Source organism: Neorhizobium fuzhouense (assembly GCF_042611105.1).
Lineage (GTDB): Bacteria > Pseudomonadota > Alphaproteobacteria > Rhizobiales > Rhizobiaceae > Neorhizobium > Neorhizobium galegae_A.
Map to the genome: position 1 here is coordinate 385,811 of NZ_JBHFFP010000001.1, position 19,509 is coordinate 405,319.

The window sequence follows — 19,509 nt, forward strand, 5'->3', positions numbered from 1 at the left end:
AAACCTCCTCAGTAGCCGATGGGCGGCATGGGTTCATCCTTCGGCTCGGCCAGCCGCATCTCGTCGGTATTGTCGGTGCCAAGCTCCTGATAGGCGCGGTAGGTCAGCACCAGCAGGAAGGCAAAGAAGGAAAACGAGATGACGATGGCCGTCAGGATGAGCGCCTGCGGCAGCGGATTGGCGGCACCGGCCGGCAGCGTCTCCATGCCCGCCCCGATGATCGGCGGCACTTCGCGCGTCAGCCGCCCGCCGGTAAACAGCAGAAGGTTGACGGCATTGCCTAGAATGGCGATGCCGAGCAGCATGCGCACCGAATGTTTGGACAACATCAGATAGATGGCGGCGGAAAAGAAGGTGCCGACCAGGATGGCGAGCGGAAACTCCATCAATCGCTCTCCTTTTCTTCAAGCGCCAGCGCAATCGAGGTGATGGCGCCGACCACGACGAGATAAACCCCGATATCGAAGGACATAACGCTCGACAGCGCGATTTCGACGCCGAACAGATGCGGTGTGATCCAAAGGCCCGTCATGAAGGGCACGCCGGCAAGGATCGACAGCAGGCCCGACAGGGTCGAGACGAAAAGCCCGAAGCCGGCAACCGCCATCGGATGAAACCAGAGGGCCCGGCGCACGGCGGCCACGCCATAGGCAATCCCGTAGATGGCAAAGGCAGAGGCGGCGATCAGCCCGCCGATAAAGCCGCCGCCCGGCTCGTTATGGCCGCGCAACAGCACGAAGACGGAAAAGACCAGCATCAGGGCGGTGAGAAATGGCGCGATGGTGCGAAAGATCAGCGTGTTCATCAGCGTCCTCCCGCCTGCCCGGCCGGCTCTGGTCTATGGTCCGGTTCATGGGCATCCGGATCGTTGTCGGCCGGCTTCTGTGCACCGACGCGCACACGGATGAGCGCCAGGATGGCAAGTCCCGTCACCATGACCACGGCGATCTCGCCCAGCGTATCCGTGCCGCGGAAATCGACGATGATGACGTTGACCACATTGGCGCCGTGGGCGATCACCTTCGAATAGGTGTTGAAGAAATCGGTGAGCGCCGTGTTGAAGACGCCCTCGACGGATTTCATCAGGAGAAGCATGAAGCCCAGCCCGCAGGCAATGGCGATCGCTGCATCCCATAGCATCTGGCCGATCGGCCGGTGATCCGACGGCAGGAGACGAAGCCGCGTCATAGCAAGCGCCAGAATGACGACCGACAGCGTCTCCACCATGAACTGCGTGAACGACAGGTCCGGCGCGCCAAACAGCAGGAAGATGACGGCCACGGCAAAACCCTGGATGCCGAGCGAGACGATGGCCGTCAGCCGGTTGCTGGCGCGCAGCACCGCGACAAGCCCGATCAGCGCAATCGCCAGGAAAGCCCATTCCTGCACCATCATGTCGCCCGGCCAGGAGGGCATGGCCGGCAGTTCGCCATAAAGCACCGGTGGCACGAGAAGGGTGAGCGCCAGAAGCAGGAAGGTCGCCGTCACATAGATCTCGAGGCGTCCGGGCTGGACAAAGCGCGTCACCTTGACCGAAAGCTTCACCAGGCCCGCGATGGCCGCATCGAAACCACGGTCCGGCCCCGGCCCCAGCGCATCGATGAAACGCACCATCAGGGCGCGGATGCGGGCAAGCTGCAGATAGACGACAAGGCCGAAGGCAACCGTCACCAGCGACAGCGCAAGGGCTGCCCCCCAATGCGGAATGGTCGAGATCGTCACTTCGACCGGCACGCCCTTGACGGCGCTTGCCATGGGCGAAGAGACGAAGCGGTGCGCAAAGCTTGAAAAGACGCCCGCCAGCAGGCCGAGGGCGGAAAGCACCAGCGGCCCGATCCACAGGAGCGCCGGCCCCTCATGGGCGTGCTTCGGGGTTTCGCGCTTTTTGCCGATGAAGGGTTTCAGGCCGACGGCAAAGGCGAGCGCAAACATCAGCCCGTTGCCGATGACGGCAACCGTGGTGAAGAGGATGGAGCGCAGGTCGCCGGCATAGAGCGCATGATAGATTTCTTCCTTGGCAAGGAAGCCGAAGAACAGCGGCAGTCCGCCCATCGACAGCGCTGCCAGAACGGCCGCCACGAAAGTGATCGGCATGGCCTTCGCAAGTCCCGACAATCTGGTCGCGTCGCGCGTGCCGGTCTCGTGATCGATGAGGCCCGCCACCATGAACAGCGCACCCTTGAAGAGAGAATGCGCCACCAGATAGAGCACGGCGGCTGCAATGGCATGTTCGGAATCAAAGCCGGTCAGCATCACCAGAAGCCCGAGCGAGGCCATGGTCGTATAGGCGAGCATCAGCTTCAGATCGGTTTGGCGAAGCCCGAGAAACGTTCCGACGATCAGCGTCACGCCGCCGAAGAAGGGCAGAAGGATTTCCCAGGCGGGCGTGCCCCCGAGCGTCGGGTTGAGCCGCATCAGGAGATAGACGCCGGCCTTCACCATGGTCGCCGAATGCAGATAGGCAGACACGGGCGTCGGCGCTTCCATGGCGTTCGGCAGCCAGAAATGGAAGGGAAACTGCGCCGACTTGGTAAAACAGCCGCCGAGCACCAGCAGAAGGGCTGCCAGATAGAACGGGCTCTGGCTGACCACATCGCCCTGGTGGACGATGAGCGACAGCTGCGTGACGCCGGTGATGTTCCACAAAAAGATGAGGCCGGCGAGCAGGCAAAGCCCGCCGCCGCCGGTCACCACCAGCGCCTGAAGCGCCGAACGGCGTGCTGCTTCGCGTGTGTGATCAAAGCCGATCAGCAGGAAGGAGGTGATCGAGGTCAGCTCCCAGTAGACGAAGAGCATCAGGAAACTGTCGGAGACGACGACGCCCAGCATGGCGCCCATGAAGAGCAGGATAAAGGCGAAGAACCGGCCCTGCTGCGGATGACCCTTCAGGTAACCGCCGGAATACAGCACGATCAGCGTGCCGATGCCGGTGATGAGCAGCGCAAAAGTGAGCGACAGGCCGTCGATGAACCAGGAAAACGACAGGTTGAAGCTCGGAACCCAGGCATAGCCGCCCGTCACCACCTCGCCTGCGGCAATTTCGGGAAGGTATCCGGTGAAATAGGCGAAGGAGACGGCCGGCGCCAGCGCCAGAACCCAGGCGGCATTCGCGCCGAGCGCGCGCGTCAGAAAAGGAGCAGCCAGCGCCGCGACGAATGGCAGAAACAGACAGACCATGGTCATTGCGGCGATATCGGCCTCCTGTCGGCACGCGGCATCATGCTTTCAATCTCCGCAACCGGGCAGCGAGAGGCAACCGGACCGAGACAGCGTGGCCCTACTTAAGCCAAGGGTTTGCCAGCCTCAACGCTTGTTCGATGAAAAACGACGGAAACACCACCTTTTTGATCGATCCGTGAACGCCTATATCAAGACAAACAGGAGTGACCGATGACAGACATCAACACAACCAAGGTTGAAAAGAGCGATGCGGAGTGGCGCGAACAGTTGACGCCCGAGCAATACCGCATCCTGCGTCAACAGGGCACGGAGCGAGCCTTTACGGGTCCTTACTGGAACAGCAAGGACAAGGGTCTTTACCGCTGCGCCGGCTGCGACGCGCCGCTGTTCATTTCCGATACGAAGTTCGATTCCGGCTGCGGCTGGCCAAGCTATTTTGCGCCGGTGACACCCGATGCGGTGGTGGAACTGAAGGACATGAGCCACGGCATGGTGCGCACCGAAATCCGCTGCGCCACCTGCGACGGCCATCTCGGCCACGTCTTCCCGGACGGCCCGAAACCGACCGGCCTGCGCTACTGCATCAACGGCCATTCGATGGTGTTCGAGCCGGTGTGAAGTGGCGGCTCACTCGCCTTCGCCAAACAGCATGCGGTCAATGTCACGGGCCGCATGCAGCACATGGATGATCTCGATGCGATCGGCCAACACCCGGTAGAAGATCAGATAATTGCTGTGCGGCACGCGGCGAATGCCGCTTGCCGAATAGCGCCTGACTTCGGCAAAGCGAAAAGGCATCGTGGCGAGGCTTTCCGCAAGATCGATCAGTTCTTCGACGAAGCTCGTCGCACGGCCCGGATTTTCGTGAGCAATCGCCTGCCAGATTGTCTCCAGATCGTCTCTGGCACGATCTGAAAAGACGACCGTCATCGGGTTGTCCGGGTGACCGCGCTCTGGCGCCGTTTCGCGCGAAAATGGGCCCGCATATCCGCAGACGCGGTGACGCGTCCGGCTTCTGCGTCGGAAATCCCCTCCGCGATGGCAGCATCAAGCTCTGAAAGACGTTTCTCCTGCATCTCCAGCAACCGGACGCCCTCCTGAAGCGCTTCGTCGCGCGAGCGAAACCGCCCTTCCCTGACGAGGGAGGCTACAAAGTCTTCCAGCGGTGGACCAAGATCTGCCTTGATGCTCATCTGAAGCTCCTCAGAGCGCCTGACGTCGTTTTTGACGCGCAAAGGTCGGTCCGATATTCTCACTCACGCATCGTGCTTTCAAAATCGATTGGATTTTCGCGCCGATCCGCTGGGAGCAAGCGTAACACCAAAGGCAATAGCGTCAAAGCGCTCGTGCACCGCGCTGTGCACCCCGTCAATGAAACTACGGGACGCCTCGTCCCCCTGATCAGCCCAGTCGCTTCTCCATGCAGGTCAGATCGAGCCAGCGGCCGAACTTGGTGCCCACTTCGAAAAACGTGCCGGTGGTGCGAAAGCCGAGGCTTTCGTGGAGCCTGATGGAGGCGTGGTTTTCTGCCTCGATGCAGGCCACCATCACATGGATTTGGCGCTCCGTGGCGCGCACGATCAGCGCCTGCATCAGCTGCCGGCCAAGGCCGAGGCCCCGGTGATCCTTCTCGACATAGATGGAATGCTCCACCGTATGGCGAAAGCCTTCGAAGGCCCGCCAGTCGCCATAGGAGGCGTAACCGCCAATCACCCCGTCCACCTCTGCCACCAGAACCGGAAAGCCGCGCGCCATGCGCGCCGCATACCAGTCGCGCCGGTTGTCCAAATCGACAAGCGTGTCGTTCCAGATCGCCGTCGTGTTGGCGACTGCATCATTGTAGATGTCGCGGATCGCGTCGAGATCTGCCGGGGTCGCGTCGCGGATGAGAAGGTCGGCCGCCATGGGGTGTCCACTATCGTTTACGGATCGTCTCCCATAGCAGACGATCCGCCCGCGCGTCCAGCGGCGTGCGGCAGAACCGCTCCGGTCAGATGGTGGGAGACGGCAGGCTGAAGCAGGTGATGACGGCCGAATAATGCACGGCGGCGGCAGCGATGACGAAGGCATGCCAGATGGCGTTCTGGAAGCGCAGCCGTTCCCAGACGTGGAAAATCACGCCGAGCGAATAGATGATGCCGCCCGCCACGATCAGCCACAGCGTGATCGACGGCAGCAGTTCCGACAAGGGGGAGATCACCACCACGCCGCTCCAGCCCATGCCGAGATAGAGCAGGATCGTCAGCCGGTCGAAGCGGCCGGGAAAGACGCATTTGATCGTGATGCCGAACAGCGCCACCGCCCAGACGAAGATCAGCATGAAGAAGACCAGCGGATCGGACGAACCACGCTCGAGAAAGGGCGTGTAGGTGGCCGCGATCAGCACGAAGATCGCCGAATGATCGAAGCGCCGCAGCAGCCATTTGGTGCGCGAATGCGGCCAGATATTATAGGTAAACGACACGGAGAGGCACAGGACGAGGCCGATCCCGTAGGTCCAGGCGGCAAACAGCTCGCCATGGCTCGACCAGACGGTCGCATAGAAGATGAGCGCCGTTGCACCGATCAGCGCCAGCACGATGCCGATGCCGTGGACAACGCCATCGGCAACGATCTCGTGAAAATCATAGGTCCGTCCGAATCGCAACAGGTCGCTCATGAATGCCAGGTCTCCTTGCCCCCACCATGAAGGTCGGGGGCCAAAGACGCAACCGGCGCGGCGCGACCGGCGCCATCACATTCGGTAATCAGCGTTTACGACACTTCAACAGACCGTGAGGTTTCTTTCAGGCTGTCTTCATAATGCCGTCATGAAGGGTCTGCCGTTCAGCGCTCCACCAGCACCGAGCAGCGGGCATGGCGCACGACACGGTCGGCCGTTGCCCCGATCAGGTAGTTGGAAAAATCTGGCACATGCGAGGCGAGCATGATCAGATCGGCGTCGTTGGCGGATGCGGCGGCAAGGATTTCATGGGCGGGCGCGCCCTGCCGTATCTCGACCTGTGCCTTCAGACCGAATTTGTCACGCAGGGCCGTCAGCTTTGCCTGGCCATCGGCCCGCGCCTGTCCCATCAGATCGGCAGGAATGTCGATGCTGAGATAGCCGGGCACCTCCTCCACCACATTGACGAGCGTGATCTTGCCGCCCGCATCGACCAGCGTCGCCGCCTTGACGATCAGCCGCTCGGCCTTTTCCAGTTGCGCGACATCGACGGCAATGAGGATGGATTGGTACATGGTTCGCTCCCTTGACTGTATGCCGGGATCTTGCGCGCCTTGCATGCCTGCGCCTTGAGCCAAGTCAAACATCGGGAAACGTCCCCGCGAAGACCGTTCTCTATTGCTGAACGATTCGTCTTCCACTCGGGATCTTCCGTGAACGACGGTGAGCAGGCATAGTGAAGGCTGACCCTCTCTCGAGTGAGACCTGCCGCATGACCGAGACCGCCGCTGCCAAAGCCTTTGCCCTCACCCGCCCTGCCCATGTCGGCACGGCCCATCTGCAGGTGACGGATCTCGACCGCACGGCCGCCTTCTATCGCCAGATCATCGGCCTGTCGGTGCTGGAGGAAGCCCCAAGCGGCACGGTGCTCGGCGTGGATGGCACGCCGCTCCTGACGCTGTCGACGGGCAAGGACGTCGCGCGCGCCCCGCGCAACGCCGCCGGCCTGTTCCACACCGCCTTCCTCGTGCCGGACCGGGCCGAGCTCGGCGCATGGCTTGCCCATGCGGTGCATCACGGCGTGCGCCTCGACGGCGCCTCCGATCATCTGGTGAGCGAAGCGATCTACCTGTCGGACCCGGAAGGCAACGGCATCGAGATCTACCGCGACCGCGCGCCGCTCGAATGGTCCTACCAGCAGGACGGCACGGTGACCATGGCGACCAACCGGCTCGACCTGCAGGCGCTCTACGACGGCGCCCGCAAGGAGGGCTGGGCCGGCATGGCGGCGGGCACCGCCATCGGCCATATCCATCTGCAGGTGGGCGCCATTCCGGAAGCCGACGCCTTTTACCGCGACGTGCTGGGACTGAAGATCATGGCGCGATATCCGGGCGCCAGCTTCTTTGCAACCGGCGGCTACCACCACCATGTCGCGGCCAATATCTGGAACAGCCGCGGCGCCGGTACCCGGCAGAAGACGATGAGCGGCCTTGCCGGCTACACGCTGAAATTCGAAGACAAGGCAGCGCTTGAAACAGCCCGCCAGGCGCTCGAAAAGCTGGAGATTGCCACCAGCCGCAGCGCCGAAGGCCTCTCGCTCGTCGATCCCTGGGGGATCGGTCTCACGCTTGCCGCCTGAACCTTTCGCAGCCTCTGGAACCGCTGCAACCCTCGCGCGTTGAGGGCGCGCAAGAGGGATCCCGAACATGGCAACCATAGCGGCCCGACAGGGCAGGCAGAACGTCAAGAGCAAGCGGCGCACGATCGAGCACGAAGGTGCGCGCCAGGACGAAATCGCCGGATACAGTAGCGACACCACCGAATTCATGCCGCTTGGCCGCGATGCGCTGGAAGTGGCCAAGGCCTGGGCGGTGATCGGTATTTTCCTCGTCATCGGCTTTTCCGTCATCCACCAGTTGTCGCTGGTGATGAAGCCGGTGGCGCTTGCCATCGTCATCGGCATGATCCTCGGCATGGTGGCGGACCGCATGGGCGAGTTCGGCATTCCCCGTTTCGGCATTGCCCTTATCCTGTCGACGCTGGTCATGGCCTGCCTGTTTTTCCTCGCCAATGCACTGGCCGAGCCGGTCGGCACACTGATCCAGGACGGGCCGCGCGTCGTGCAGGAAACCCTGGATCGCGTGACACCCTTCCTGGAGCGTCATCACTGGCTGAACATCACGCCGGCAAGCTTCAACAGCGGCCCGATGTCGATGGACAAATTCCTCGAAAACAGCGGCAATGTGCTGAGCGTGCTGTCGGCCAACCTGACGCCGGCGATCGTGCAGGGGTTGATCTTCTTTGCCGCCCTGCTGCTCTTCCTCTATGGACGCCTGCGCCTGCGCCGCACCATCATCATGGCCTTCCCGACGCGCCGCCAGCGCCTGCTCGCCATCCGCATCTTCAATGCGGTGGAAGAAGTGCTCGGCTATTATTTTGCCACCGCCAGCATGATGTATCTCGGGCTTGGCGTGGTCATGACGCTGATTGCCTATGCGGGCGGGCTTGCCATGCCGCTGCTCTGGGGCGTCTTTGCCTTCCTGTCGAGCTTCATCCCGTTTCTCGGCATTACCGTGATGACGCTGTCGGTTGCGATTGCGGGCATCATCACCCATGACACGCTGATCATTGGGCTTCTGCCGGCAGCCATATTCTTCCTCGTCCACCTGGTGATGGAAAACCTGCTGTTTCCGGCCGTCATGGGCCGCCAATGGGAAATCAACCCCTTCGTGGTCTTCGTCGGCATCCTGTTCTGGACCTGGATGTGGGGGGCGGTCGGCGCGATGCTCGCCCTTCCCATCCTGCTCATCATGATGACCATGTTCAACGAGCTGTTTCCCGACCGCAAGACCGTGCCGCAACTGCCGGCCTGAGACGACAAATCTCTCGACGACAAAGCCCGGCGATCCAGATGGACCGCCGGGCTTTCGTTTTGCGTGCCCCTGCCTGAGGCGGCAGAGCTCAGTCGTAGAGATAATATTCCGGCCACTGGTCGCGCGGAATTTTCGAGCCCACCTTGTAGTCGAAGGTGGTAATCGCCAGGCCATCATTGGCCGTCTGGCACTTGTATTTCAGGCGATACCAGTCGCCGCCGCTGCGAAACACCGCACCGGGCGCGCGGATCAGGTCACCTTTTTCGATCGTGTCGCCAAACGTGTAGGCGATCACCTTGTCGGGCTTGAAGCCGGCTTCCTCCTTGGCGATGCGGTTCATCGCTTCGATATCGCACCGCTGCTCGCGCCGCTCCTCCGGCGTCAGGGCATCGAGCTGACGGGCAATGCGGCTGTCGATGGCATGGGCTGGAAGGGCGGCAAAAGATGCGATCGTCAGGAGGACGATCCTTGCGGTCATTGTCATGGCATTCTCATCCAATAGAGGTCGGACGCGGGGGAAACTAGGAAAGCGATGGCCGCTTGACCACCCACCGGAGCGAGAATTCCCGCCTTGACACCCGCTTTGCACCGGAAACTGCAAGAGGTCCGGCAGAGCCCGCTTACGGCGCGCCGCCAGCTCGGACAGCCGGACGACACGTCTTATTTCAGCCGAATGGAATACAAAGACGGCCATATTGAGATCACCGGTTGTGCCTCTATATGCCGCCGCTCCTGCCTTTGCACACAACCGCCCGGCTGCCGTTCAGGCCGGGTCATGCCCTTCTCGCGGGGAGCTTTCCCTGCTGCATATTCGTGGCCAGACCTATGACAGTTCATATTCCGGACCTTCCCTCGCGCCCGCTGCGGCTCAGCCGCAGCGCCGTTTCCATCCCCCTTGCCAGCTATTTCGCGACGCCCGTCCTCATCGTACTCATCGTCTTCATGGTGGTGAGCGAAGGCCCCGGCCTGCTGCGCGATTACGAGATCAGCCGTAATCCTGTCGTCGTCGAGAATGCAACCATCGTCGACGGCAAATGCACCACGCGGAAGGCGGTCTTCACCACCTGCAAGGCGGGCCTTGTCTATGACCGGGACGGGAAGCGTCAAGAAAGCGATGTGGAGATCATGTTCGTCGATCTCCATTCCGGCGATTACGAGACGGAGGTGGTGGTCTCTGGCGACAATCCGGCGCTGGCCACCTTGAGCCTTGGTCTCGACAAGCTGGCAAACCGCGCCATCAGCTTTGCGATCCTGCTGTTCCTGCTGGTGTTCGGCATCATCGCGCTTGTGCTGCAGGCGTTGCGCGCAGCCGCGACACGTCGGCGCATAGCCACGCCGGCTCTGCTTACGCCCATTCCGGTGCTCCTCACCTCCGTACAGCGCAAGAACGGCCGCTTTGCCGTGGCCTATGCCGACCGGCTGGCGGCGGACAAGACCGGCCGGGTCGCCAACACCCGGTTCGCGCGGGGCGAGGAACCGCTGATCATCGGCGAGGAAGGCAACACGCCGGTGGCGCTTGCCGTGCGCCATCCGGCAGCGCCGCTTCCCGTTCTCCTCGACAGCGACCTCAAGCGCATCGACCTCACGGACCAGGAGCGTCGCGCCCTCATCGGCGCCGAAGAGATCGGCGACACGGCCGAACAACCGGTGCAGCTGTCGCAGACGAAGCAGTACCGCAAACCGGGACAGACGATCGGCCAGCGCATCGGCGTGTTTTTCGGCGTCCTCCTGATGATCTTGGTCGGCGTCATCGGCTACTGGCTCTGGTATGTGCTGGCCTCGCCCTCGCAGTTCAATTCGCCGGGCATGGATATCAACCACATGATGCCTGCGCCGATCAACCGCTGGGGCTGCGAGCGGCTGCAGAGCCGGTTCGGCTCCGAGCGGGCGCCCTTCGGCTGTACCGCGCCCGATCACATGAACTGGAAGTAACGCGAAATGCCGGCCTCCCGCACCTTCATGAAAGCCGGAGGCCGGCAGCCGCCGCGCTTGAAAAAAATCTCCTTACCCGACACAGCCGGCCATGCTTTTGGCCGGCGGCAGCAGCGGGCGCCTTGCCCTTCGTGTCCGCCCCGCCTATCTCTGGCTCTCCCGATCCCTGATGCCGGAGTGTCCCTTGGCCCGTTCCAAAGCCGTTTTCCAGAACCTCCCCACCCCGCCGAATGCCCCGAAGAAGCCGGTGAGCGATACCCATCACGGGATCACCCGCACCGACGACTATGCCTGGATGCGCGCCGACAACTGGCAGGCCATGTTCAAGGATCCGAGCCTGCTCGATCCAGCGATCCGCGCCCATCTGGAGGCGGAAAACGCCCATATGGAAGCAGCACTCGGCGATACCAAAGATCTGCAGAAGACGCTGTTTGCCGAGATGAAGGGCCGCATCAAGGAGGATGACAGCTCGGTTCCGATGAAGGATGGGCCCTATGCCTATGGCACGCTGTTTGTGACCGGCGGCGAGCAGGCGCATTACTTCCGCACGCCCCGCGACGGTGGCGACCGCGAACTGCTTCTCGACGGCGACCGCGAGGCGACGGGCAAGGATTATTTCCGCCTGTCCGGCATCGACCATTCCTCCAACCATGCGCTCGGCATCTGGGGTTATGACGACAAGGGTTCGGAATATTTCACACTGCGGGTGCGTGACCTCTCGACTGGAGAGGATCTGCCGGATGTCATCGAAAACACCGCCGGCGGCGGCGTCTGGGCGCCCGATGGCAAAAGCTTCTTCTATACGCTTCAGGACGAGAACCACCGTCCTTCCAAGGTTTTCCATCACATTATCGGTGAGCCGCAATCGGCCGACCGGCTGGTGTTCGAGGAAGCCGATCCGGGCTTCTTCATGGGCGTCGGCGGCTCGCTGCTCGACGATGTCATCTATATCGACATCCACGACCACGAGACGTCGGAATACCGCATTCTCTCGACAAAGGATCTGACCGCCGAACCGGTTCTGGTGGCCGAGCGCGAAGAGGGCATCGAATATTCGATGACCGAGGGCGGCGATGTCTTCTACATCCTCACCAATGCCGATGGCGCCAAGGACTTCAAGATCGTCGAGGCCCCCTTCGAGGCGCCGGGCAAGGAGAACTGGAAGGATCTGGTGGCGCACGAGCCGGGCCGGCTGATCCTTTCCCACATGGCCTTTGCCCGCCACCTCGTCTGGCTGGAACGCCGCGACGGCCTGCCCCGCATCGTCGTCCGCGACCGAAAGAGTGGCGAGGAGCATTCGATCGCCTTTGCCGAGGAGGCCTATTCGCTCGGCCTGTCGGGCGCTGCCGAATACGACACCGACGTCATCCGCTTTTCCTACTCTTCGATGACGACGCCCTCGCAGCTCTTCGACTACGACATGGCGACGCGCCAGCGCACGCTTTTGAAGACGCAGGAAGTGCCCTCGGGCCACAATCCGGACGACTATGTGACGCGCCGGGTGATGGCAACATCGCATGACGGCGCGCTGGTGCCGATCTCGCTGCTTTACCGCAAGGACACGCCCCTCGACGGCTCCGCGCCCTGCCTGCTCTACGGCTACGGCGCCTATGGCATCAGCATTCCCGCCTCGTTTTCCACCAACAACCTGTCGCTGGCCGATCGCGGCTTCGTCTACGCCATCGCCCATGTGCGCGGCGGCAAGGACAAGGGGTTTTCCTGGTACGAAGACGGCAAGATGGCGCTGAAGGAAAACACCTTCAAGGACTTCATTGCCGCAGCCGACCATCTCGTGGCGGAAGGCTTTACCGCCTATGACAACATCATTGCCGAGGGCGGCTCTGCCGGCGGCATGCTGATGGGGGCGATTGCCAACATGGCGCCGGAAAAATTTGCCGGCATCATCGCCGCCGTGCCCTTTGTCGACGTGCTCACCACCATGCTCGACGACACGCTGCCTCTGACGCCGCCGGAATGGCCGGAATGGGGAAATCCGCTCGAATCGGAAGAGGAATACCGCTGGATCGCGGCCTACTCGCCCTATGACAACGTAGGAACAAAATCCTACCCGCCCATTCTCGCCATTTCCGGGCTCACCGATCCGCGCGTGACCTACTGGGAACCGACGAAGTGGGTGGCCAAGCTGCGGGAAAAGGCCCCGGAGGCTGGCCCCTACCTGCTGAAGACCAACATGGCGGCAGGCCATGGCGGAAAATCCGGCCGCTTCCAGCGGCTGGAGGAAATCGCCTTCGAATATGCCTTTGCCCTGAAGGTGGCCGGCCGGATGTAATCCGGACCACAGCAGCCGGTGGCGCCCGCCACCGGCCGAACCGCCGAACGACCATTTTTCTCGCCCCGGGACAGGTGGCCGCGGCCACCCGTCCGCCCTGAGACACACGCCCTACGCTTGGCTGACGACCTGTCTGCAACCTTGCCGATCCGGCACCCTGTGCCGCAAGGACACCTGTCTTGACACAGCCATCGCCGAGGCATGTACTCGGCAACGTTCCAACAAATCATGCAGTGATTCATCGGCCGTGCTATAGGGCTGGCAAGACACGACCGGATCAACGGTTGGACAAGGGCGGGGTTCAAGGTTTTGGGTGGTGTTTCGATCTGGCTGCTTGTCGCAGCGATCGTGATGGGCTTGGTGATCATTGCCGGCACACTGCGTGCGCCGAATGCACCGGGGCGCAAGGCCTTTGCCCTGTCGATCCTGATGGCGCTCTGGTGGATGAGCTGCGTCCTGCTGCGCCACAGCGTCGAGGATTTTTCAACCAAGCTCTTGCTCCTGAAGCTCACCTGGCTCGGCATCACGGGCACGCCGCTGTTCTGGTCCCTGAGCTTCCTGGCCTATGCGCGCGGCCGTGATTCGGAAAAGCCGTGGCAGCTGCTGGCCATTGCCGTCACCGCGGTCTTCTTCTGCGTCATGGCGCTCACCAATGACTGGCACCATGGGCTTTACCGCGAACTGATCGATCCAGCCAGCATGCTCTACCGCCACGGCTGGGTCTATTCCCTGGCCATGCTGGTTGCCTATTCCGCCATGGCGATCTCCTGCTGCTCCGGCATCGTGCTGACCTTGCGCTCGCGCGGCATTCATCGCTGGCAGCTCTGGGCGCTTTTGATGTCGGCGCTGTTACCGCTAACGGCCAATGTGTCCTACACGGCCTATGGCTTCATGCTGTTCAACGACGACCCGACGCCCTTCGTGTTTGCCGGCACCGGTGCCTTCATGCTGGGGGCGCAGCTGTTCGGCCGGCTGTTTGTGCTGCCGCCCATCGGCCGCGATGCGATCTTTGCGCTTCTGCCCGATCCGGTGATCGTGCTGGACGAGGCGGGGCGCATTCTGGAACTCAACCCCGCGGCGGCACGCCTGCCCGGAATTCCGGCTCAGCCAATCGGCAAGTTCCTGCGCGAACCTTTTGAAATCACCCGCTTTCTCTTTACCCTTGCAAACGGCGACGGCGAACGCCACGAGCTGAAACTCTCCAGCAATGGCTGCACCTACGAACTCTCCTGCCATTCGCTGAGGCCCTGGGGCCGCATCGGCGGACGCATGCTGGTGATGCGCGATATTTCGCTGCGCAAGGCCGACCAGTTGCGGCTTGCAGATCTGTCGCGCGATCTGGAGGAGCGGCTTTCGGACAATCTGCGCCTGCAGGCGCTGTTGCGCGAAGAGGCCATCCGCGACCACCTGACCGGACTTTACAACCGCCGCCATGCCCAGGACATTCTGCCGGCGGCGATGCGGCAGCCTGTCGAACCGGTGCCGGCGGGACAGCAAGCGGCCGCGTCTCCGCTGCTTGCCCTTGCCATTGTCGACATCGATCACTTCAAGTCGTTCAACGACCGCTTCGGCCACCAGACCGGCGACCAGGTGCTGCAGGTGTTTGCACGCCTTCTGCAGGAGAAGCTCGGGCCCCTCGACAGCCTGTTTCGCTGGGGCGGCGAGGAGTTTCTGGTGCTGATGCCGCAGACCAGCCGCCTTGAGGTGGAAGCGCGCTGCGCACAGTGGAAGGCAAGCCTTGCCCGGACAAGCCTTGCCGGTCTCGACGATGCGAAGCTGACCTTCTCCGCCGGCATATTCCTGTCTGCCGGTGGCGCAACCACCATGGACGAGGCCGTGAAGGCCGCAGACATGGCGCTTTACCGCGCCAAGGCGACGGGACGCGATTGCTACTGCATCCACGGCGATGAAGAACCGGCCGCCGAGCCGGTGTGCGGCCCGGCTTTGTCCGTGGTGCCGGCACTCGCCATGATAAACGACGATGCCGCAGCCACCCTTGCCGCATCCGGCTGATCGCCCGCCCCTCACCGATCCTGGCGAAGCAGGCCGCGCAACCGTCAGAAGCGAGCGCCTGTCAATGGCCGCTTCCTTGCGTTTGCAAGCACCCGCAAGCCTCGCACAAGCTTGATCCATTAACACATTCTTAACGATAACAACCACGGACAGACCGCCATGCAGATTGACAGCGGACTGAGCGGGTATGGATATTCCGGGCGAACCTATGGTGTCGACCGCCGGACCGAAGAACCCGCACAAAGCCAGCCGGAAACGCGCAAGCGTTCCGCCTCAGCGCTCACCGGCAGCAGCACGCTTCTGTCGTCCTCGCTGTCCAACGCGCTTTGGATGGTCGAAAACGCGCGTGCCGGAACGGATGCAGCCGACGCCTCCTCGATCCACCAGGCCCCTGCGCCATCGGTGGCGCAGGTGGAAGACGTCTATTCCGAATTCTGACTGAAGACAGGCCTTGGCGGATACCGGTCGCCCCGGCCTGCGGCGCGTCATCCCGGCTGCAGGACCCCACCGGCCGGCACGCCACCAACCTCCCCATCGTCTGAAATCCGCGTCACCTCCACGGTGACATGCGACAGGCTTTCGAGATCCCGCAGCCTTTCCTTGTAGACTGAAGGCTGCAGCGGTTCGCGGGCGCAGACCGCAAGAATGGCCGCGTGATGGCCCGGCCCCACCTGCCAGACGTGCAGGTCCGTGATCCTCTCATCAGGATTTTCCACGAGGGCGCGGATCTGGTCGGCAAGCCTGCCTTTTCCCGGCACGGCATCAAGCAGAACCGACGACGTATCGCGCACCAGCCCGAAGGACCAGCGGGCAATCACCAGCCCGCCGACAATCCCCATCACCGGATCAAGCCAGATCCAGCCATAGGCACGCCCGGCAAACAGCGCGACGATCGCCAGAACAGAGGTCAGCGCATCCGCCAGCACATGGAGATAGGCCGCCCGCAGATTGTTGTCGCCGGGCCTGGCGGCGCCATGATGCCCATGGTGACCGTGATGGCCGTGGTGGCCGTGGTGGCCGCCGTGATCGCGGTGTGGGGCGGACGCATGAGGATCATCGGCGTGGTCGTGGGCGTGATCTTCGGCGTGGCCGTGATGATGGGCATGATCGTCCTTCAGCAGCCGGGCGCTCACAAGGTTGACGCCAAGCCCGAGGGCGGCGACGATGATGGCCTGATTGAATTCGATGGCCACCGGATCGGCGAGCCGCACCAGGCTTTCGCCGGCAATCAGAAGCGCAATCAGGGCGAGCACGACGGCGCTGGCAAAACCGGCCAGATCTCCCAGCTTGCCGGTGCCGAAGGTGAAGCGGCCGCTCTCAGCCTCGCGCCGCGCATACCAGTAGGCAAGCGCTGCAATCAGCATGGCGCCGGCATGGGTGGACATGTGCCAGCCATCGGCCAGCAGCGCCATGGAGCCGAACAGCGTGCCGGCGACGATTTCCGCCACCATCATGGTGGTGGTGAGCCCGATCACCAGCCAGACCTTTTTGGCATTGCGGTCATGGTCCTCGCCCAGGAAGACGTGGTCGTGGGACGCGGGATCGAACTTCCGGGAGGCTTCCGGCCGGTGCGTGTGCGGGGTGGAGTTCATGGGCAGTTCTCCGGACATGAGCGCGGATTGAATGGGTGAGGTTCGGGCACGGACAGGGCGTCAGCGGATATAGCTGCGCAAGGCGGCGGCCAGTTCCTCGGCAGCATGGGCCCGCTCGACCTCGTCGCCGGCATGCAGCACATGCTCGTGCAGATGCGCCTGCATCACCTCGCCGGTGAGGCCGTTCAGCGCGCCGCGAATGGAGGCGAGCAGTTGCAGCACTTCCCCGCACGGCTTTTCCGCTTCGAGAGCCCGCTCCACGGCCTCCATCTGGCCCTTCAGGCGGCGCACCCGCGCCAGAAGCTTTTCGCCATCGCGAATGGTGTGGGACATGCGGCCTTCTCCAATAATATACCCCCCTACCCTATCAGCCCGATCAGACCGCGCAAGGATTTTCCCCTCACCCGCAAACGGCAACGCCTCCCCCGATGAGGGAGAGGCGCTGGCTGCCGGGGCAAAGCTGATCAGTGTTGGTGGGCGTGGCCGTCATGGCCGGCACGCGCGTGACCTGAATGATCGTGGCTGGCGTGATTGTGGGTGGCATGATCGTGGCCGGCATGATCATGACCGGCGCAGCAGGCATCGGCATGGCCGGCAGCCTCGCTGCCATGGTCATGCGGATCGAGATTCGGGTCGATGCTGCCCTTGGCTGTCCACTCTGCCCAGGACTGGCGCACGATCTGCACCGCCGAGGTCAGGAAAAGCCCGGCCATGACGCCGGCAACCACCAGATCCGGCCAGGCCGACGCCGTGCCCCAGACGCCTGTTGCCGCCAGCATGACGACGACATTGCCGATCGCATCATTGCGCGAGCAGAGCCAGACGGAGCGCACATTGGCATCGCCATCCTTGTAGTTGATGAGCAGCAGCACGCTGAAGAGGTTGGCGGCGAGCGCCAGAAAGCCGATGACGCCCATCACTTCCGCCTGCGGCACCCCCACCGCAAAGACGCGGTAGACGGTCGATCCGAACACCCAGAGGCCGATGAAGAACAGGCTCGCACCCTTGGCGGCGGCGGCCAGCGTGCGCACCTTGAGAGACGCGCCGATCACCGCAAGCGAGATGCCGTAGGTGACGGCATCGGCAAAGAAATCCAGCGCATCGGCCTGCAGCGCCTGCGAGCGGGCCATGTGGCCGGCCGTCATTTCGACGAAGAACATTGCCGCGTTGATGATGATGACCGCCCAGAGACGGCGCCGATAATCGTCGGAAAGCCCCTCGAACGTGCCGTGATGATGCCCGCAGGACGCACTCATGATGTCACCTTTTGCTTGATCTCTCGTGGTGACAGCCTACATAATTGCTCTAGCCACTAGAGGTTCAAGCGGAATTTTTAAAAATGCTGTCGATTGGCGAACTTTCCAAACGCACCGGCGTCAAGGTGCCGACCATCCGCTACTATGAGCAGATGGGACTGCTGGCCGCGGCCGAACGCTCCGGCGGCAACCAGCGCCGCTATAGCCGCACGGATCTCGAACGGCTGGCCTTCATCCGCCATGCCCGCGACTTAGGCTTCGAGATCGAGCGCATCCGCGAGTTGATCGCACTCAGCCACCACCCGAAGGACGCCTGCGAGGGCGCCGACCGCATCGCGCTTGCACATCTCTCAGACGTGCGCGACAAGATCGACCGGCTGAAGAAGCTGGAACACGAACTGGAACGCATCGTCTCCCACTGCTCCGGCCACACGGTGGAGGACTGCTATGTGATCCGCGCGCTGTCGGATCATGGCCTGTGCGACCACGAGCATTGAGGTTTTTCGCAGCGGCGCAGCCGGGCGTCAGAGCCCGTCAATCAGCATCGCGGAAATGCGCGTCCACCTCTTGCCTCAGGGCCGCAATGGCCTCCAGCGCAACCGCCGGATCCATGTCCAGCGTCGTTGCGGCATATGCCACCTCGCCTGGGTTCTGGCCAAGGTGGTGGACGATGCCCCTCAGCTTGCGGCCGATATCGGCGCCGTAAGCATCCTCAGCCTTTTCACGCGCAACCGGCGGAATGGTCCCATGCATGCGAATGAGGCGGCCAAGATCGATCGCATCCCGATAAGCAACCGCCCGGTCGTAGCAGCGATCGGCATTGGCCAGAAGCTTTTCCGTAAACATGTCGTCAAGCGACAAGGTCGGCACATGCAGCAGACCGTGGCGGCTGCCGCTGAGATCGACACGCCCCTCGCGGACGATTTCGAACTTCAGCACCAGCCCCTGATAGTCAAGAAGGGTACGGATCCCATAGGTATCGGCGATCGGCTCACGCAACAGCGTGACCGTGGAGGGAAACAACGTTCCGTCTTTCATCTCGAGAAAGCGGCTGCGCAACTGCCGATAGCCGTCGCGGTCGGCGCAGAGGAAATCGACGTCGAGAGACCGACGATATTCTCCATGCGTCAGGACGATTGCCGTGCCGCCGCCGAACCAGCACCGGCAGTCCATCAGGAGGTCATGATCCAGCGCCCGCAGGAGAGATGCGATCACCATATGCTCGGGGCGATGAAACTCTGTCACGGGCAGCTTTCCGGCATAGGCCGACGAAGGATGTGGATCAGATCAGCAGCCGGCCATGGCCGAACCGGTTGGCAAGGTCGCGAATGAGACCGCTCTCCCTGTCGGTCAGCCGCTGGCGATCGACGAAACGCCAGTTCCGCTCGTAAAGCGCAAAGGCCTCGGCGGCGGGCAGCGGACGCTGCGGATCCCGGCTCCAGGCCAACAGTTTCAGCTCGGGAAAATCGTCAGGGACGATATACTGCAACTCCGCTCTCATGGCACATATCCTATCATCGATCCGGGGCGAAGTCAGCACCCCCTTGACATCCACCCTAATCCGGCGCATCAATCCCGCCATGATGATCGTACACGCACCCATCGCTGCCATGTATTTTTGGGCCTACCGGTAACGGGCGGCTCGGACAGATCACAATGTCAACAAGCCGCCGTCAGGCGGCTTTGTTGTTTCAAGACGGCACCTGAC

Annotated in this window: 22 protein-coding genes; 8 read left to right on the plus strand and 14 right to left on the minus strand. The window is 62.6% G+C overall.

Going from position 1 to position 19,509, the window contains the following annotated elements; all coding sequences use genetic code 11:
• Positions 1 to 8: 8 nt before the first annotated feature.
• From ACEXP3_RS01950 to ACEXP3_RS01960, 3 genes are read right to left on the minus strand one after another with little or no spacing between them, the layout of a single operon-like run.
• Entirely contained in the window at positions 9 to 386 is a 378-nt protein-coding gene (locus ACEXP3_RS01950; RefSeq protein ID WP_210103126.1) for a Na+/H+ antiporter subunit C, read from the minus strand.
• Positions 386 to 805 (minus strand): Na+/H+ antiporter subunit B, encoded by a 420-nt coding sequence (locus ACEXP3_RS01955; RefSeq protein WP_210103127.1) that lies wholly within the window; start codon positions 803 to 805, stop codon positions 386 to 388. Before ACEXP3_RS01955 ends, ACEXP3_RS01950 begins: the two co-directional genes overlap by 1 nt.
• Positions 805 to 3,183 (minus strand): putative monovalent cation/H+ antiporter subunit A, encoded by a 2,379-nt coding sequence (locus ACEXP3_RS01960; RefSeq protein ID WP_377295733.1) that lies wholly within the window; start codon positions 3,181 to 3,183, stop codon positions 805 to 807. Before ACEXP3_RS01960 ends, ACEXP3_RS01955 begins: the two co-directional genes overlap by 1 nt.
• A 207-nt stretch (positions 3,184 to 3,390) precedes the next feature.
• On the opposite strand from ACEXP3_RS01960, the gene msrB reads away from it, so the two are divergent.
• Positions 3,391 to 3,798 carry a peptide-methionine (R)-S-oxide reductase MsrB gene (msrB, locus tag ACEXP3_RS01965; protein ID WP_210103129.1) on the plus strand — a complete coding sequence of 136 codons (408 nt, stop codon included), beginning with the start codon at positions 3,391 to 3,393 and terminating at the stop codon, positions 3,796 to 3,798.
• 9 nt (positions 3,799 to 3,807) lie between these two features.
• Here the strand turns inward: msrB and ACEXP3_RS01970 are convergent, their stop codons facing one another.
• The 5 genes from ACEXP3_RS01970 to ACEXP3_RS01990 form a co-directional block, all read right to left on the minus strand.
• Positions 3,808 to 4,110, minus strand: coding sequence for a type II toxin-antitoxin system RelE/ParE family toxin (locus tag ACEXP3_RS01970; protein ID WP_377295734.1), 303 nt, complete (start codon positions 4,108 to 4,110; stop codon positions 3,808 to 3,810).
• Positions 4,107 to 4,373 carry a type II toxin-antitoxin system ParD family antitoxin gene (locus ACEXP3_RS01975; RefSeq protein WP_377295735.1) on the minus strand — a complete coding sequence of 89 codons (267 nt, stop codon included), beginning with the start codon at positions 4,371 to 4,373 and terminating at the stop codon, positions 4,107 to 4,109. The genes ACEXP3_RS01970 and ACEXP3_RS01975 overlap by 4 nt, the downstream gene beginning before the upstream one ends.
• A 208-nt stretch (positions 4,374 to 4,581) precedes the next feature.
• Positions 4,582 to 5,085 carry a GNAT family N-acetyltransferase gene (locus ACEXP3_RS01980; RefSeq protein ID WP_377295736.1) on the minus strand — a complete coding sequence of 168 codons (504 nt, stop codon included), beginning with the start codon at positions 5,083 to 5,085 and terminating at the stop codon, positions 4,582 to 4,584.
• Positions 5,086 to 5,170: 85 nt separating this feature from the next.
• Positions 5,171 to 5,839 carry a PAQR family membrane homeostasis protein TrhA gene (trhA, locus tag ACEXP3_RS01985; RefSeq protein ID WP_377295737.1) on the minus strand — a complete coding sequence of 223 codons (669 nt, stop codon included), beginning with the start codon at positions 5,837 to 5,839 and terminating at the stop codon, positions 5,171 to 5,173.
• A 167-nt stretch (positions 5,840 to 6,006) separates the two neighbouring features.
• A complete protein-coding gene (locus ACEXP3_RS01990) occupies positions 6,007 to 6,417 on the minus strand; it encodes a universal stress protein (RefSeq protein ID WP_377295738.1) in 411 nt (136 codons plus the stop codon).
• Between the two features lie 197 nt (positions 6,418 to 6,614).
• Between ACEXP3_RS01990 and ACEXP3_RS01995 the strand changes: the two genes are divergently transcribed.
• Both ACEXP3_RS01995 and ACEXP3_RS02000 read left to right on the plus strand, forming a co-directional pair.
• A complete protein-coding gene (locus ACEXP3_RS01995; RefSeq protein WP_377295739.1) occupies positions 6,615 to 7,484 on the plus strand; it encodes a VOC family protein in 870 nt (289 codons plus the stop codon).
• A 67-nt stretch (positions 7,485 to 7,551) separates the two neighbouring features.
• The gene (locus tag ACEXP3_RS02000; protein WP_210103136.1) at positions 7,552 to 8,718 is read left to right on the plus strand and encodes an AI-2E family transporter; all 1,167 of its coding nucleotides are present in this window, start codon (positions 7,552 to 7,554) and stop codon (positions 8,716 to 8,718) included.
• 88 nt (positions 8,719 to 8,806) lie between these two features.
• Here the strand turns inward: ACEXP3_RS02000 and ACEXP3_RS02005 are convergent, their stop codons facing one another.
• A complete protein-coding gene (locus tag ACEXP3_RS02005) occupies positions 8,807 to 9,196 on the minus strand; it encodes a DUF930 domain-containing protein (protein WP_210104101.1) in 390 nt (129 codons plus the stop codon).
• Positions 9,197 to 9,543: 347 nt separating this feature from the next.
• Here ACEXP3_RS02005 and ACEXP3_RS02010 point away from each other — a divergent pair, with 347 nt between their 5' ends.
• The 4 genes from ACEXP3_RS02010 to ACEXP3_RS02025 all read left to right on the plus strand — a co-directional run bounded on the left by ACEXP3_RS02010 (position 9,544) and on the right by ACEXP3_RS02025 (position 15,391).
• The gene (locus ACEXP3_RS02010; protein WP_377295740.1) at positions 9,544 to 10,650 is read left to right on the plus strand and encodes a hypothetical protein; all 1,107 of its coding nucleotides are present in this window, start codon (positions 9,544 to 9,546) and stop codon (positions 10,648 to 10,650) included.
• Between the two features lie 184 nt (positions 10,651 to 10,834).
• Positions 10,835 to 12,940, plus strand: a complete 2,106-nt coding sequence (locus ACEXP3_RS02015; RefSeq protein WP_377295741.1) for a S9 family peptidase — start codon at positions 10,835 to 10,837, stop codon at positions 12,938 to 12,940.
• Positions 12,941 to 13,249: 309 nt separating this feature from the next.
• Positions 13,250 to 14,953 carry a GGDEF domain-containing protein gene (locus ACEXP3_RS02020; protein ID WP_377295742.1) on the plus strand — a complete coding sequence of 568 codons (1,704 nt, stop codon included), beginning with the start codon at positions 13,250 to 13,252 and terminating at the stop codon, positions 14,951 to 14,953.
• 159 nt (positions 14,954 to 15,112) lie between these two features.
• Positions 15,113 to 15,391 (plus strand): hypothetical protein, encoded by a 279-nt coding sequence (locus ACEXP3_RS02025; protein ID WP_377295743.1) that lies wholly within the window; start codon positions 15,113 to 15,115, stop codon positions 15,389 to 15,391.
• Positions 15,392 to 15,438: 47 nt separating this feature from the next.
• On the opposite strand, the gene dmeF is transcribed toward ACEXP3_RS02025, so the two are convergent.
• The 3 genes from dmeF to ACEXP3_RS02040 all read right to left on the minus strand — a co-directional run bounded on the left by dmeF (position 15,439) and on the right by ACEXP3_RS02040 (position 17,801).
• Positions 15,439 to 16,545: a CDF family Co(II)/Ni(II) efflux transporter DmeF gene (gene dmeF / locus ACEXP3_RS02030; protein ID WP_377295744.1), complete on the minus strand. Its 1,107-nt coding sequence runs from the start codon at positions 16,543 to 16,545 to the stop codon at positions 15,439 to 15,441.
• Between the two features lie 60 nt (positions 16,546 to 16,605).
• Positions 16,606 to 16,878 carry a Ni(II)/Co(II)-sensing transcriptional repressor DmeR gene (gene dmeR / locus ACEXP3_RS02035; protein WP_210103142.1) on the minus strand — a complete coding sequence of 91 codons (273 nt, stop codon included), beginning with the start codon at positions 16,876 to 16,878 and terminating at the stop codon, positions 16,606 to 16,608.
• Positions 16,879 to 17,009: 131 nt separating this feature from the next.
• Positions 17,010 to 17,801 (minus strand): cation efflux transmembrane domain-containing protein, encoded by a 792-nt coding sequence (locus ACEXP3_RS02040; RefSeq protein ID WP_377295745.1) that lies wholly within the window; start codon positions 17,799 to 17,801, stop codon positions 17,010 to 17,012.
• A gap of 83 nt (positions 17,802 to 17,884) precedes the next feature.
• Here ACEXP3_RS02040 and ACEXP3_RS02045 point away from each other — a divergent pair, with 83 nt between their 5' ends.
• A complete protein-coding gene (locus ACEXP3_RS02045) occupies positions 17,885 to 18,298 on the plus strand; it encodes a MerR family transcriptional regulator (RefSeq protein WP_377295746.1) in 414 nt (137 codons plus the stop codon).
• 37 nt (positions 18,299 to 18,335) lie between these two features.
• Here the strand turns inward: ACEXP3_RS02045 and ACEXP3_RS02050 are convergent, their stop codons facing one another.
• Both ACEXP3_RS02050 and ACEXP3_RS02055 read right to left on the minus strand, forming a co-directional pair.
• Positions 18,336 to 19,046: a nucleotidyl transferase AbiEii/AbiGii toxin family protein gene (locus ACEXP3_RS02050; RefSeq protein ID WP_377295747.1), complete on the minus strand. Its 711-nt coding sequence runs from the start codon at positions 19,044 to 19,046 to the stop codon at positions 18,336 to 18,338.
• Positions 19,047 to 19,083: 37 nt separating this feature from the next.
• The gene (locus ACEXP3_RS02055; protein WP_377295749.1) at positions 19,084 to 19,302 is read right to left on the minus strand and encodes a hypothetical protein; all 219 of its coding nucleotides are present in this window, start codon (positions 19,300 to 19,302) and stop codon (positions 19,084 to 19,086) included.
• Positions 19,303 to 19,509 lie beyond the last annotated feature (207 nt).